12 protein-coding genes and 1 tRNA gene are annotated in these 12,877 nt (G+C 55.7%); 7 read left to right on the top strand and 6 right to left on the bottom strand.

Features of this window, described 5'->3' with window-relative positions; genetic code table 11:
• The first annotated feature begins 82 nt into the window (after positions 1 to 82).
• Positions 83 to 1,261 carry a D-xylose utilization transcriptional activator XylR gene (xylR, locus tag ACMGG1_RS23725; RefSeq protein ID WP_046374800.1) on the top strand — a complete coding sequence of 393 codons (1,179 nt, stop codon included), beginning with the start codon at positions 83 to 85 and terminating at the stop codon, positions 1,259 to 1,261.
• 34 nt (positions 1,262 to 1,295) lie between these two features.
• On the opposite strand, the gene ACMGG1_RS23720 is transcribed toward xylR, so the two are convergent.
• Positions 1,296 to 2,150 carry a LysR family transcriptional regulator gene (locus ACMGG1_RS23720; RefSeq protein WP_020824698.1) on the bottom strand — a complete coding sequence of 285 codons (855 nt, stop codon included), beginning with the start codon at positions 2,148 to 2,150 and terminating at the stop codon, positions 1,296 to 1,298.
• 126 nt (positions 2,151 to 2,276) lie between these two features.
• Here ACMGG1_RS23720 and ACMGG1_RS23715 point away from each other — a divergent pair, with 126 nt between their 5' ends.
• From ACMGG1_RS23715 to ACMGG1_RS23695, 5 genes are all read left to right on the top strand, one after another.
• Positions 2,277 to 3,476 carry a cyanate transporter gene (locus ACMGG1_RS23715; RefSeq protein ID WP_315902132.1) on the top strand — a complete coding sequence of 400 codons (1,200 nt, stop codon included), beginning with the start codon at positions 2,277 to 2,279 and terminating at the stop codon, positions 3,474 to 3,476.
• A gap of 76 nt (positions 3,477 to 3,552) precedes the next feature.
• Positions 3,553 to 4,899: an esterase-like activity of phytase family protein gene (locus tag ACMGG1_RS23710; RefSeq protein WP_414161062.1), complete on the top strand. Its 1,347-nt coding sequence runs from the start codon at positions 3,553 to 3,555 to the stop codon at positions 4,897 to 4,899.
• Between the two features lie 102 nt (positions 4,900 to 5,001).
• A tRNA-Sec gene (locus tag ACMGG1_RS23705) sits at positions 5,002 to 5,096 on the top strand.
• 31 nt (positions 5,097 to 5,127) lie between these two features.
• Complete coding sequence (locus ACMGG1_RS23700) at positions 5,128 to 5,883, top strand: nucleotidyltransferase domain-containing protein (RefSeq protein WP_020824701.1); 756 nt, start codon at positions 5,128 to 5,130, stop codon at positions 5,881 to 5,883.
• 881 nt (positions 5,884 to 6,764) lie between these two features.
• Complete coding sequence (locus ACMGG1_RS23695) at positions 6,765 to 7,502, top strand: helix-turn-helix transcriptional regulator (RefSeq protein WP_414161061.1); 738 nt, start codon at positions 6,765 to 6,767, stop codon at positions 7,500 to 7,502.
• Between the two features lie 63 nt (positions 7,503 to 7,565).
• Here the strand turns inward: ACMGG1_RS23695 and ACMGG1_RS23690 are convergent, their stop codons facing one another.
• On the bottom strand, positions 7,566 to 8,153 hold the full coding sequence (locus tag ACMGG1_RS23690) for a histidine phosphatase family protein (protein WP_020824703.1): 588 nt from the start codon (positions 8,151 to 8,153) through the stop codon (positions 7,566 to 7,568).
• A gap of 144 nt (positions 8,154 to 8,297) precedes the next feature.
• Between ACMGG1_RS23690 and ACMGG1_RS23685 the strand changes: the two genes are divergently transcribed.
• Positions 8,298 to 8,534 carry a DUF4282 domain-containing protein gene (locus ACMGG1_RS23685; RefSeq protein WP_020824704.1) on the top strand — a complete coding sequence of 79 codons (237 nt, stop codon included), beginning with the start codon at positions 8,298 to 8,300 and terminating at the stop codon, positions 8,532 to 8,534.
• A gap of 36 nt (positions 8,535 to 8,570) precedes the next feature.
• Here the strand turns inward: ACMGG1_RS23685 and ACMGG1_RS23680 are convergent, their stop codons facing one another.
• From ACMGG1_RS23680 to ACMGG1_RS23665, 4 genes are all read right to left on the bottom strand, one after another.
• Positions 8,571 to 8,993, bottom strand: a complete 423-nt coding sequence (locus tag ACMGG1_RS23680; RefSeq protein WP_020824705.1) for an HIT family protein — start codon at positions 8,991 to 8,993, stop codon at positions 8,571 to 8,573.
• Between the two features lie 104 nt (positions 8,994 to 9,097).
• Entirely contained in the window at positions 9,098 to 10,135 is a 1,038-nt protein-coding gene (locus tag ACMGG1_RS23675) for a LacI family DNA-binding transcriptional regulator (protein WP_262244839.1), read from the bottom strand.
• Positions 10,136 to 10,203: 68 nt separating this feature from the next.
• The gene (locus ACMGG1_RS23670; RefSeq protein WP_048759418.1) at positions 10,204 to 10,965 is read right to left on the bottom strand and encodes an SDR family NAD(P)-dependent oxidoreductase; all 762 of its coding nucleotides are present in this window, start codon (positions 10,963 to 10,965) and stop codon (positions 10,204 to 10,206) included.
• Positions 10,966 to 10,989: 24 nt separating this feature from the next.
• The gene (locus ACMGG1_RS23665) at positions 10,990 to 12,861 is read right to left on the bottom strand and encodes a TRAP transporter large permease subunit (protein WP_046374779.1); all 1,872 of its coding nucleotides are present in this window, start codon (positions 12,859 to 12,861) and stop codon (positions 10,990 to 10,992) included.
• Positions 12,862 to 12,877 lie beyond the last annotated feature (16 nt).

The raw sequence follows: 12,877 nt of genomic DNA, 5'->3' as shown, positions 1-12,877 counted from the left end.
AAGTAAAGCAAAGGATTAACGTCGAAATGGCCATTCGTGTTGTATATGGACGCAAAGAGCTCAACCGTGGAGTGGGGTAGATATGTTCGATAAGCGCTATCGGATTACGCTGCTATTCAACGCTAACAAAGTGTACGACCGTCAGGTGGTAGAAGGTGTGGGCGAGTATTTGCAGGCGTCGCAGTGTGACTGGGATATTTTTATTGAAGAGGATTTTCGCTGCCGTATCGACAATATTAAAGACTGGCTGGGTGATGGCGTCATTGCTGATTTTGACGATGTAGAGATTGAGCGACTACTGCAAAATGTCACTGTGCCTATCGTCGGCGTGGGGGGGTCTTACCATCGCGATGATGAATACCCACCTGTGCACTACATTGCTACCGACAACCACGCCTTGGTCGCGGCGGCCTTCACTCACTTGAAAGAAAAGGGCATTAATCGTTTTGCTTTCTACGGATTGCCAAGCGAAGGTGGAAAACAATGGGCGAAGGAGCGTGAATACGCCTTCAAGGCGTTGGTGGCTGCCGAACAATATCAAGGAGTTATCTATCAGGGAATGGCCACGTCGCCAGACAATTGGCAATATGCACAAAACCGGTTGGCGGACTGGGTACAGACGCTGCCGCAGCAGACCGGCATCATCGCCGTGACTGATGCCCGGGCACGCCATCTGCTGCAGGTTTGCGAACATCTGGATATCGCTGTGCCAGAAAAACTGTGCGTGATTGGTATCGATAATGAGGAACTTACGCGTTATCTTTCGCGGGTGGCATTGTCTTCGGTCGCACAGGGTACCCGCCAGATGGGCTATCGTGCCGCGAAATTGCTGCATCAACTGCTCAATGGGCAGGTACTGCCATTACAGCGCATTTTGGTTCCCCCAATAAAAGTCATTGAACGGCGTTCTACAGACTTTCGCTCTTTGCGCGATCCCGCAGTGATTCATGCTATGCATTATATACGCCACCATGCTTGCCAAGGTATTAAGGTAGAGCAAGTATTGGATGCTGTGGGTATATCGCGTTCTAACCTGGAAAAACGTTTCAAGGATGAACTGAACCAGACAATTCACCATGTAATCCACGAAGAGAAGCTCGATCGTTCCCGTAATTTACTCACGGCGACGTCGCTACCTATTGCTGAAATTTCGCAGATGTGCGGCTACCCCTCACTGCAGTATTTTTACTCGGTATTCAAGAAGGGTTACGACATGACGCCGAAAGATTACCGTGAGCGTTACGGTGAGGTCGGGTATTAGGCCGGGTGCATTCGCGATGGCCACACAGCTGTCTTTACACCAACCCGCAAAACGCCTTCAGCCGTTCGGCCAGTGCCGGGGTGGCGGCGGGGGCACCGTCGCGGTAATACAGCGCCAGTTCGATGCTGTCGATCGGCGGTAACCCTTCGGCGATGCCGAGCACCCGGTGGCTGGGCAAGCGACAGCTCGCTGGCAACAGCGTGACGCCTAACCCGGCGGCGGATGCGGCGGTGAGAGCCGCCAGACTGGCACTGCTGTAGCCGATGCGCCAGCGCTTGCCAAGGTTATCCAGCGCCTGGCACAGGTCATCTCGGTACAGGCCATTTAGCGGGAACACCGCCAGCGGTACCGGGGATTGTTCGATGGCCGGAAAGGCCAGGCTATCCAGCCACAGCAGCGGCTCCGGCCTGGCGGCGCGCGGAGGTTGACTACGACGCTGTTTCACCAGGATCAGGTCCAGTTCTTCACGGGCATAGGCGCTGTGCAGATCGGCGCTCAGGCCGCTGGTGACGTCCAGCCGCAGGTGCGGGTGCGCCCGGCTGAATTCCGCCAGCAGTTCCGTAGTTGGCGCCGCGAAATCCTCCGGCATCCCCAACCGCAGTACGCCGTCGCGCCAGATACCGGTCAGGGCGTCATGTGCCTCTTCATTCAGCGCGATGATCCGCCGCGCATAGCTCAACAGTTTGACGCCTTCCTCGGTCAGCAACACTTGATGAGAGGAGCGCTCAAACAGCGGTTTACCGAGCATCTCTTCCAACCGACGCACCTGCTGGCTGACGGTGGACTGCGATAAAAATACCCGGTCCGCGGCGCGGGTGAAGCTACCGCTGTCGCACACGGCGACAAAGCTGAGCAATAACTGCGGATTGAACATCGGGTAGCGATTCATTTTCCCACTGCTGGCTATTTTATTATTTAATTTCCCAATACTAGCGGCGTTGCCTAGAGTAATGCAACGCTGCGGCGTACAGGTTGTGACGTCGTACTCTTCACCCCGGAAGTTCAGGAATAGACCGTGTTAAATCATTTTATTGCTCCCCCTTTCTTACGCCGCTGGTTCAATCCCCTGCTGTGGGTACTGGTGCTGATTGGCTTGAATATGCGGCCGTTGTTGACGTCTATTGGCCCGCTGCTGCCGACGCTGCGCCAGGCTACCGGGCTGAGTTTTGGCGGCGCGGCCCTGCTGACTACCTTGCCGGTGTTGATGATGGGGCTGATGGCGTTGGCTGGCGGTGCCATCAACCGTTTGTTCAGTGAACGCACCAGCGTTGTCCTGAGTTTGCTGGCCATTGGCCTGGGTGCTGCCTGGCGCGAGCTGGCACCGGGCAGCACGCAGTTGATGTTGAGTGCAGTGCTGGGCGGGCTGGGGATTGGCGTTATCCAGGCGGTGATGCCCGGTATTATCAAGCATCATTTTCTCAAGCAGATGGCGTTGGTGGCCGGGCTGTGGTCGGCGGCGCTGATGGGCGGCGGTGGGCTGGGGGCGGCGATTACCCCCTGGCTGATGAGTGTGGGCCATGACTGGCATAGCGCGCTGGCCTGGTGGGCAGCGCCGGCGCTGGTGGCGTTGATCGCCTGGTGGCCCGTCAGCCGAGGTTTGGCACGCCTGACGCCATCCGGTACTGCTCGCGGACCGAGCTTATGGTGCAGCCGTCGCGCCTGGTTGCTCGGTGCCTATTTCGGTTTGATTAATGGCGGCTACACCAGCCTGATCGCCTGGCTCCCCCCTTATTACATGCAGCTCGGCTGGCAGCCGCAGGCCAGTGGATCGCTATTGGCGCTGATGACCTTCGGCCAAGTTGTGGGGGCGCTGTTGTTGCCCGCCTTGGCACGCGCTTCGGACCGCCGTCCGCTGTTGTTGCTGGCGCTGATCATGCAGTTGGCAGGTTTCATCGGCCTTATCTACCTGCCGCAAACGCTGCCTTGGCTGTGGGTACTGCTTTCCGGCCTGGGGCTGGGTGGTGCGTTCCCGCTGTGTCTGGTGCTGGCACTCGACCATATTCCGCACCCGGCGGCGGCGGGGCGACTGGTGGCGTTTATGCAGGGTATCGGCTTCCTGCTGGCGGGTACGACGCCGTACATTTCCGGCCTGTTGCGTGATTACAGCGGTGGCTTTGTGCTCGATTGGCAAATTCACGCACTGCTGGTGGTGGTGCTTATCGCCATCACCTGGTGCTTCCATCCGCACAGCTACCGGCGAGCGTTCGCCGAATAATATTTCTGTCATTGCGGCTCCCTATAGTGACGTTGCTTTTACTTCTGGGCGATAACAACAAAAAGGGAACCATGACATGCACATCACCAAAACTCGTCTGGCGCTGTTGGCTGGCTGTATGGCGCTGAGCGGTAACCTGTGGGCTGACGCCCAACCGGTGTCTGCGACGCTGGCCGGGCATGCGATACTGGCGGTAAAATCCAGTATTGCGGCGCCACAGGATGCTCCCACCGATTTGCAACAAAGCGGTAAGTACACCAGCGGCAAACGCGTGACGGAACTGGGCAGCGTGGCGGGAAAATCCGCCGATCGCATGACCGGTATCGGCCTGCCGATCGCGGGCCAACCCCTTCAGGGCCATTCCGGTATCAAGCACATGCCTGACGGCACCTACTGGGTGTTGACCGACAACGGCTTCGGCAGCAAAGCCAACTCACCGGATGCGATGCTGTACCTCAATCACTACAAAATCGACTTTGATAACGGCACGGTGACGCCGCTGAAAACGGTATTCCTGCACGATCCTGACCAGAAAGTGCCGTTCCATATCGTCAATGAGAGCACCGACCAGCGTTACCTGACCGGTAGCGACTTCGACCCGGAAAGCTTCCAGTTCGCCGACAATGCCCTGTGGATCGGCGATGAATTCGGCCCTTACCTGATCAAGGCCGATCTGGACGGTAAGGTGTTGGCGGTGTTCGACACCAAGGTGGACGGCAAGGTAGTCAAATCGCCGGATAACCCGACGCTGACCCTACCGGGTGCACCGGATGGCAAACAGAACTTCCAGGTAGCGCGTTCCAAGGGTTTTGAGGGCATGGCGGCATCGCCGGACGGCAGTAAGCTGTACCCGTTGCTTGAGGGCGCGCTGTGGGATGGCGAAAAGTTTGAAAACCGCGATGGAAAACGTTACCTACGGGTACTGGAATTTGACGTGAAACAGCAGGCCTGGACTGGCCGCAGCTGGCAGTACGTGCTGGAAGACAACCAGAACGCCATCGGCGATTTCAATATGATCGACGCTACCCATGGACTGGTGATTGAGCGTGATAATGGCGAAGGTACGCCGGACAAAGCTTGTGCGGCGGGTGCGCCAACCGACAACTGCTTCAGCCAGGTGGCGAAGTTCAAGCGGATATATAAAATCGCTTTTTCTGATGCCAACGTCGGCAAACCGGTCGATAAACTGGCTTATATCGACCTGTTGAACATTCAGGACCCGAACAAGTTGGCACGCAAACCGCTGAACAACGGTGTGCTGACCTTCCCGTTCTTCACCATTGAAAACGTCGACGTGGTGGACGGCAGTCATATTATTGTCGGTAACGATAATAACTTCCCGTTCTCCTCCAGCCGCCAGCCGAACGTGGCGGATGACAATGAATTTATCCTGCTGGACGTCAAAGATCTGTTGAAGCCGTAATTCTGCCGGCCTCCGGTATTTTTGCCGGGGGCCGCCGCTATTTCCCTCTTAGCGCTAAGGATAAACTGCGCTATAATCAGGCTCTTGCTTCTGACTCCCGAAGGAAGATCCTCGTCCCCGGTGGGGCGGCCGGACTTCAAATCCGGTTGGGGCCGCCAGCGGTCCTGGGCAGGTTCGACTCCTGTGATCTTCCGCCACTCTCCAGCGTAAACCCCTTCGTAGCAGCCAATGACCTTCTGCCGCGATGGCTTTATCCCCACGGTAACCGACTTCTCATTGCAGGATGCGTTCACGCCTGTGCTGACAGCGTTGGTCGCAGGCTTGCCGAGCCATTTCCCCGACTTGATCCACTGTATTTATCTCTATGGCAGTGTGGCACGCGGGCAAGCGACACCGGGGGAGTCCGATTTGGATATCACCTTGTTGCTGAGTCGGCGGGCTACTGACGCTGAATTGGCGCTTATTGAGCAATGGCGTGAGGATTTCCAGCAACATCAGACGATAGTCAGTAAGGTGGATTTTGATATTGGCACCCTCGATGAAGCGCTAAATCCCGCCAATCGCTATAGCTGGGGCTATTGGTTGAAACACCATTGCCGCTGTCTTTGGGGAAATGACGTAAGCAACGTATTGCCACTGTTCCGGCCAGATCGTCGTATTGCGCGGGCGGTAAATGCCGATCTGCGCACCGTGCTGGAAGATTATGGTGTGAAAATCTCGGGCGGGTCTCGGGTTGCTGAGCTGCAACGACTCAAACGCGAAGCGGCCAGAAAGCTGATCAGAGCAACTAATATGCTGCGTGATCCTGATAGCCTGTTTTGGCCGATAGCGCTTGATGATTATGCCGAGCAATTATTAGCGCGGCATCCTGATAAGGCTACAGAAATAGATTATCTGCTGGCACATGCTATCAATAATGCTAATGACGCTGAGTTTACCGAGCGAATGATGGACTTTCTTTGTTGGCTTGAACGTCAGCAATAAAGCCGCCCCGAAGTGGCGGCTTATAACTTAAGGCTTAGGCGTACTGGGTTAACTTCCAGGTAGCCGCCTTATTATTGTAGGGCGGCATGGTATTACCTTTCGCGATGGGGGCGGTGGTTGATGGTGTGCCCACGACCTTCCAAACGCCGCTTTCCGGGCATTTTTGCCCTGTTGAAGCAGTAGTACCAAGGGGGGATCTGGTCATCATGATCTTTCCTTAATCAGTGCGGCGCTACCCTAGCACCGCTAATAAAGATATTTACAGGTTCCTGTAGATATTCAATCCCATAAGTGAAATACAAGACATTAGTTTGATATTAGTGAATGCTGGAGTTGATTTTCTAAATTTAAAGATATTTAGCCATTGTTTGTTTCGATATATAAATAATTTATATCATTTCCATTGCACTATTTTATTTATATATATGTTGATGAGTAATCTTAATTGATTATTATTAAATGGTTGGGGTGTTTATAAAATAGTCCAATATATAATAAATTAAAATAGCGCAGTGGACTCGGCTCAAAGACGTTATCTCTGGCGAACACCATTCTTTGCACTGACGCTAGATCGTCTAGTCAAACAGGGGCTGGTCAACAGCGTCAGCGCAGATGAATTTGAAAGGATAAATTAGCAGTGTTAAAGTAAGGATCCCGGTCAGCAGTGATTTTTCGTATACCCTGTCTGACCGGAAATTTTTCCCTGGTGTTGGCTGTGTTGGCTACCTGACCGTACAGGTCAGGTTTTTTTTCCAGTGCCTAACGAGACTCATTATATGTTGCGGTTCCAAATCCGTAAGTTGTACTTAAGTCCCATCTATACCTAAACTTAAGTTCAGGTTCGATCACCAAAGGGAAAGTCTGACCGCCACGGAGCCTGTATGTTTTCTGCCTTCAATGAAAATCGAACAATAACGGAAACCCTTCGGGATCATATCGATAGGAAGTTGTTACCATTCGGTAGCCCGGAATATGCCTACCTCGCTCTCAGAAAGAACAATCCATCAGATTCACTTATTATTTCAAGCTATCCGGGTGAGTGGCTGGATCTCTATCGAACCAATAATTTCCAACTCACTGACCCGGTAGTATTGATTGCGTCTAAACGCACTTCACCCTTTGTATGGGACGAGAATATTACTCTGATGACAGATAAGATATTTTCTCTCTCTAAACGGTACAATATTGTTAATGGATTGACCTTTGTGTTGCATGACCATCTGAACAATCTGGCGCTATTATCTGTCGTTATAGGCAGTCGCGTACAAGGGGAATTGGAAAAACGTATCTCATCCGATCTCGGGACTATGCAGATGTTACTGATCGATATTAATGAGCAGATGTATCGTCTAGCCGGATCGGCAATTCCCGGCATGCAGAAAAATAATATGAACACACAGAAGCCTATTTTCACCCCACGAGAAAAGGAAGTGCTGTATTGGGCGAGTATGGGTAAAACCTATGGGGAAATTGCTGCTATTTCAGGTATTTCCGTGAGCAAGGTGAAATTTCATATGGGTAATACAGTGGTTAAATTGGGCGTCAGTAACGCTCGCCAAGCCATCCGGCGGGGCGTTGAGCTGGAACTTATTACGCCGGTGGCGACATCGGGCAGATAAAACGAAAGGTCAGGCGGTGAAACCTTCAGCCTTCTTGCAGGGCTGCCAGAAGGCAGTATGGTATTACCCCGCGAAAGGGCAGCTCTCCGCCAACTGAGTCAACCCCTCACGTTCTTGCCGGAACGAAACCTTGCCCTGATCCAGCGTGACCACAAAAATACTGTCGAAGTCGCTGCCTGGCCATTCGGGCACCAAACTGGCGTCGCCGCCGCGCGCGGCAACGATGTTCTTCACTGCCTTATCGAGATTCTTGTGCTCCCAGGCGATGAAGATGCGCGAGTTTTGGTACTTATCACTGAGCAGCTCCTGCTGCAGCCCGGCGATGTCATCGGCGTGGAATTGAATGCCGATCGGCAGTCCGACACGTACCGCGGTGGGCATAATGGTCGACAGCGCTCGCAGCGAACTGCCGGTCTTATTCTCTTTGGGCCCGGCGGCAAAGATAAAATCAGGTTTGCCATAGCGGTCCAGTAGCACGTCCGGCAGTGCCAGCGCGCGATTGAGCCCTTTGCAGGTTAACTGCCCGCTGTCGTTGGCGGGTTTCTCCCCGTGCCGCACGAAGATCAGCGTTTCCTGTGCCAGTGCGCTTTGGCTGAGCAGCAGCAACGCCGCTAAACCGCCCAGGATTTTGTTGCCGATTTTGTTAAACATCCTCAACCCTTATGTAATGGCCTGCTGATTTCTGAGCGCTTTTCGTCACGTTACTCGCTATCATAACTGGCGTGACAACAAGGCATGCCGCGCTGATGCGGTGCCTCTGGGATAATTAAATACTGACCTAAGGAAGGATTTACAATGAAAAACATTTTCTTTTTTGATGCGATGCTGACGCCGAAAATCATCACCGGCGTGTACTGGCTGTGCCTGCTGGGCATCATTGTTGGCGGGATTGGGTCGATGTTCTACGGTGAGTTCTTCCGCGGCCTGTTTGCGATCATTATCGGCGGCGTGTTCACCCGCGTTTGCTTCGAAATGATCATCATTGCGTTTAAAAATAATGAGTACCTGCGCAAGATTGCCGAAAAGCCTTAATTAAGTAGTAAACGCCGGGCCATGCCCGGCGTTTTGTTATTCCCCCAGCGTTATCGCCAGCCGTTCCCTCATTAATTCAATAAAATTCTCCGGCACGGTTCTCGCCGTTGGCGAGCGTAGCGCCTGGCTCCAGACCGGCTCCGGGAAATGTGAGTCGTCGAGGTAGCGCGGGATGATATGCCAATGCAAATGGGGCAGTGCGGTGCCCAGGCTGGCGATATTGATCTTCGCCGGCGTCAGCAATTGCCGTAGTTGCGCTTCAACCTGAGCGACCACGGTCATGATGCTGTTGCGCTGATCGTCACGCAAATCGCTCAGTTCGGCGATATGCTCATGCCAGACCACCCGACACCAGCCGGGGAAAGGGCTGTCGGCAATGAAAATGGCCCGGCACAGCGGGTTTTGCCACAGCAGGATTTCATTGGTTGGATGGCAGTAAACGCAGGATTCATTGTTCATTTTTATTCTCCCGCCGCGGTTTTGGGCGCAGCGAAGCTCCCGCCGCGCATTAGCGCAGCATGGATTCAGTATGGAAGAGAGCGGAGCCGTAGCCCCGCAGGAGGTTACGTGTTAATGACCGACTGGCGGCGCACCAGGCTAGGCGCGAATAAAAATTCCTCCACCGGCAATTCAGGGTTTTCCAGCCGACCAATCAGCCGATCGACAATTTTCACCGCCATCTCGCGCAGCGGCGGCGCCACTGAGCTAAGCGCCGGGTTAAACAGCTCGGACAGAAACATGTTATCGATGCCGACAACTGAAATATCCTCGGGCACCCGCACACCAAGCCGCTGGAAGGCCGAAATCATGCCGATGGCCAACATGTCGTTCAGTGCCACAATGCCGTCCGGCCGGGGGTCACTCTGGCAAATTTGTTCGGCCAGCGTCTTGCCTAACTCGGCCATTTCAGCATCGCCGTAGGCGAACTGCGCCTTGCCTTCGATCACCCAGGCCGGCAGCCCTGCGTTTTCCAGTGCCTGCCGGTAACCGGCAATTTTGTTGGCGCGGCTGCTGGTCATGCCGGAAGCGGTAGCGAAGGCGATACGGCGGCAGCCTTGGGCTATCAGATGCTGTGCCGCCATGCTGCCGGCGGCGCAATTATCCATCGACACGCTGTCGATCGGCAGCGCCGCCTCGCCAGGGGCGGCCAGGGTGCGCTCGTCGTAGTTAATCATCACCAGGCCGCGTTTCAGGGCATCGCGAAAATGGGGGCGATCGTAAAACGTGGAGGCAACTACTACGCCGCGAATGCCTAACGCCAGCAGATCGTCGAGAAAACGGATCTCTTCTTCCTGTTGGCGATGGGTATCGCCCAGCAACACCTGATAGCCATAGTTTTGCTTGGCCGCCAGCTCAATTTCGCGCACCAGCGCAGCGAAGCTGGGGTTGACGATGGACGGTACCAGCAGGCCCAGCATTTTGACCTGCCCGGTTTTAAGCTGCTGCGCGGCGCGGTTTGGCTGGTATTGCAGCGCCGCCATCGCCTGTTCAATACGGGCCAGCGTATCCTTGCGCATCTGATCGACTCGGCCGTTCAGCACGTTGGATACCGTACTGACCGACACCCCGGCATGACGTGCCACATCACGTATATTCGCCATCACATTCCCGTTTTGCATTAACCCATTACCCCGACTTTATCACGCGGCCGAAAGTGAGTCACAGACCCTTAGGGCGCGAGTTGACCGCCGTTGACGTCGATAATTTGCCCGGTGATATATCCGCTACAGTTATGCGAGGCCAGGAACAGGTAGGTGGGCGCCACCTCTTCGCTGCGGCCAAAGCGGCCCATCGGAATGGAAGCGCGCATTTTACCCAGCACTTCGTCGCTCTTACCGTGATGGAAGGCGGTGTCGATGCTGCCTGGCGACACGATATTGAAACGGATATTGTCCTGGGTGAACTCCTTCACCCAGTTGCGGTGGATATTGTGCAACCAGGCTTTGGCGCTGGCATACAGCCCGGCGCCGATCCCGCCGCCTTCGCGTGCAGCAATGGAGCCGGTGCTGATGACGCTGGCGGTCGTCCCGTTCTCGCGAGCCGAAGCGCGCAGGTGAGGGATAGCGAATTTGGTCACCATCAGCGCCGAGCGGCAGTTCAAATCTATCACTCGATCAAAAAACTCGTCGTCTATCGCTTCCAGCCCGTTGCGACCGCCCAATCCACCGGCGTTGTTGATCAAAATATCGATGCCGCCAAAGCGGGCGACAAAGGCTTCCACCAATGCCTCACAGCCGGCGGAGCGCGACAGATCGGCCGAGAAGAATGCGCATTCACCGGGGAAGGTGGCGATCTCTGCCGGTGGCTCACTGCGCAGGCCGTTAATGCCGACCTTGGCGCCGTGCCGGGCGAACAGGGCGGCGGTCGCCAGCCCGATACCGGCGGTGGAACCGGTGATCAATACGCGTTTGTCGGTTAAATCAGAGAACATGGTGTGACTCCTTGCTTGAGAAAATCAGTAGCCCAGCCGCGTCGGCAACCAGGTGGAGAGCGCCGGGAATAGCGCGATAACGATGATGCCGAACAGCACGATCAGCAGGTATTTGGCCATAGGTTTAATCACGTCCTGCATCGGGACGCCGCAGATGGCGCAGGTGGTGTACAACCCCAGGCCGATCGGCGGGGAAAACAGGCCGAAACCCATCGCCAGAATCATCACAATGGCGTAGTGCAACGGGTTGAAGCCGAGCTGGGTGGCGATGGGCACCAGGATCGGCGCAAAGATAATCAGCGCCGGAGCGCCCTCCAGCACTGCGCCGAAAATAATCAGGATGACAATCGACAGCAGCAGGAACAGCCACGGACCGTAGTCTGCGCCGATGGCGACCAGCAGCTGTGCGCACTGCTGCGGGATCATTTCGATGGTCAGAGCGAAGGACAAACTGGTGGCGCAGGCGACGATAAACAGCAGCATGCCGGACAGCGCGGCGGTGTCGACAAACAGCTTCAGGGTAGCTTTCAGCGTCAGCTCACCAAAGGCCAACCGCCCGACCACGATGGCGTAGACCACCGCGAAGGCGGAGATCTCCGTGGAGGTGGCGATGCCGGCCACCACCCCCTTGCCGATCATCAAAATCATGACCAGACCGACGGCGGCGCCGATCAACAGTTGGCGCGTCGGCATCCGTACCGGGTAGGCGTCATCGACGTTGATGCGTTTGCCGAATATCACGGCGGCAATCAGCAGCAATACCAGCAGGCACAGGGCGGGGATCAGCCCGGCGATAAACAGCGCGCCAATCGAAATGTTGGCGATAAAGCCCATTACGATCAGGTTTACACAGGGGGGAATGGTCTCCGCCATAATGGCTGAAGCGGCGAATACCCCGGCAGACTCTTCGGCAGGTTGGCGAGCCCGACGTACCGCCGGCATCAGCACGCCGCCGACCGTGGCGACGTCCGCCAGCTTGGAACCGGAAATGCCGGAGAAAAACGCCATCGACAAAATCGTCGTCATGTTCAGGCCGCCGCGATAGCGCCCCATGCCGCGCACGATCAGCTCAACCAGCCGTGACGACATGCCATTGACTTCCATCACCGCGCCGGCCAATAGAAAGAACGGGATCGCCAGCAGCACGAAATGGTCGACGCCGGCGGTGACCTGTTGGGCAAAGAAGACGAACGGCAGCGACGGATCGCTGAGGAAAAACACCATCGCGGACATCCCGAGGGTAAAGGCGATCGGCACGCCGGAGATAATGCCAAGAATAAAGCAGGCCAGCATCAATGCGGCGGGCAGCGAGCTGAGCCCGGTGGCAGTATGCAAGCTAAGGTAGCCCGCGGCACCCAACAGCGCGACAACGGCGGCGCTGGTTAACACCACTTTCAGCGGCGCCTGGCAGGCGTGGTCGAGCGCGCTGACCAACATCACCGCGGCACCGATAAATACCGGCACCACGAAAATTGCCTGCGGCAGACCGTGTTCGGTGGTCTGCGGCAGCGAAATGCCGACCAGGCTGAAGCTGGATACCGTCAGCCCCAATGCCACCAACACCAAAACCCAGCGGCTGGCATGCACCACATACGGCCGGGTGGCTTCCGGTAGCCAGCGCAGAAACAGATCGACACCAATGTGTCTGCCGCGCCCGGTGGAGGTGGCGACGCCGAAGAACACCAGCGTCACCATCAGCGCTCGCGCCACCTCTTCAGCCCATTCGATCGGGCTGTGCAGCGCGTAGCGCCAGACGACTGAAGCGAATACCACCACCACGTTCACCAGCAGCGCCAGTGCGCCGCCCCAGGCGGTAAAGCGGGTCAGGCCGCGGCTTAACTGCGTCAGAATAGCCACTTTTTTCACGCTCATTTCAAGGGTTACAGGAAGGGTCATAGCAAATCCTCCGCCG

The sequence above is a fragment of the Serratia sp. BNK-12 genome (assembly GCF_047456085.1).
GTDB classification, from domain to species: domain Bacteria; phylum Pseudomonadota; class Gammaproteobacteria; order Enterobacterales; family Enterobacteriaceae; genus Serratia; species Serratia liquefaciens.
The sequence above is the reverse complement of the archived record's forward strand: the minus strand, read 5'-3'. Positions and strand labels throughout refer to the sequence as shown.

Coding starts and splice junctions, on each gene's coding strand:
- ACMGG1_RS23700 (WP_020824701.1), top strand. CDS start 5,128: ATGACCTTCTGCCGCGATGGCTTTATCCCCACGGTAACCGACTTCTCA.
- ACMGG1_RS23665 (WP_046374779.1), bottom strand. CDS start 12,861: ATGACCCTTCCTGTAACCCTTGAAATGAGCGTGAAAAAAGTGGCTATT.
- xylR (WP_046374800.1), top strand. CDS start 83: ATGTTCGATAAGCGCTATCGGATTACGCTGCTATTCAACGCTAACAAA.
- ACMGG1_RS23690 (WP_020824703.1), bottom strand. CDS start 8,153: ATGTTTAACAAAATCGGCAACAAAATCCTGGGCGGTTTAGCGGCGTTG.
- ACMGG1_RS23680 (WP_020824705.1), bottom strand. CDS start 8,993: ATGAACAATGAATCCTGCGTTTACTGCCATCCAACCAATGAAATCCTG.
- ACMGG1_RS23685 (WP_020824704.1), top strand. CDS start 8,298: ATGAAAAACATTTTCTTTTTTGATGCGATGCTGACGCCGAAAATCATC.
- ACMGG1_RS23720 (WP_020824698.1), bottom strand. CDS start 2,150: ATGAATCGCTACCCGATGTTCAATCCGCAGTTATTGCTCAGCTTTGTC.
- ACMGG1_RS23710 (WP_414161062.1), top strand. CDS start 3,553: ATGCACATCACCAAAACTCGTCTGGCGCTGTTGGCTGGCTGTATGGCG.
- ACMGG1_RS23670 (WP_048759418.1), bottom strand. CDS start 10,965: ATGTTCTCTGATTTAACCGACAAACGCGTATTGATCACCGGTTCCACC.
- ACMGG1_RS23675 (WP_262244839.1), bottom strand. CDS start 10,135: ATGGCGAATATACGTGATGTGGCACGTCATGCCGGGGTGTCGGTCAGT.
- ACMGG1_RS23695 (WP_414161061.1), top strand. CDS start 6,765: ATGTTTTCTGCCTTCAATGAAAATCGAACAATAACGGAAACCCTTCGG.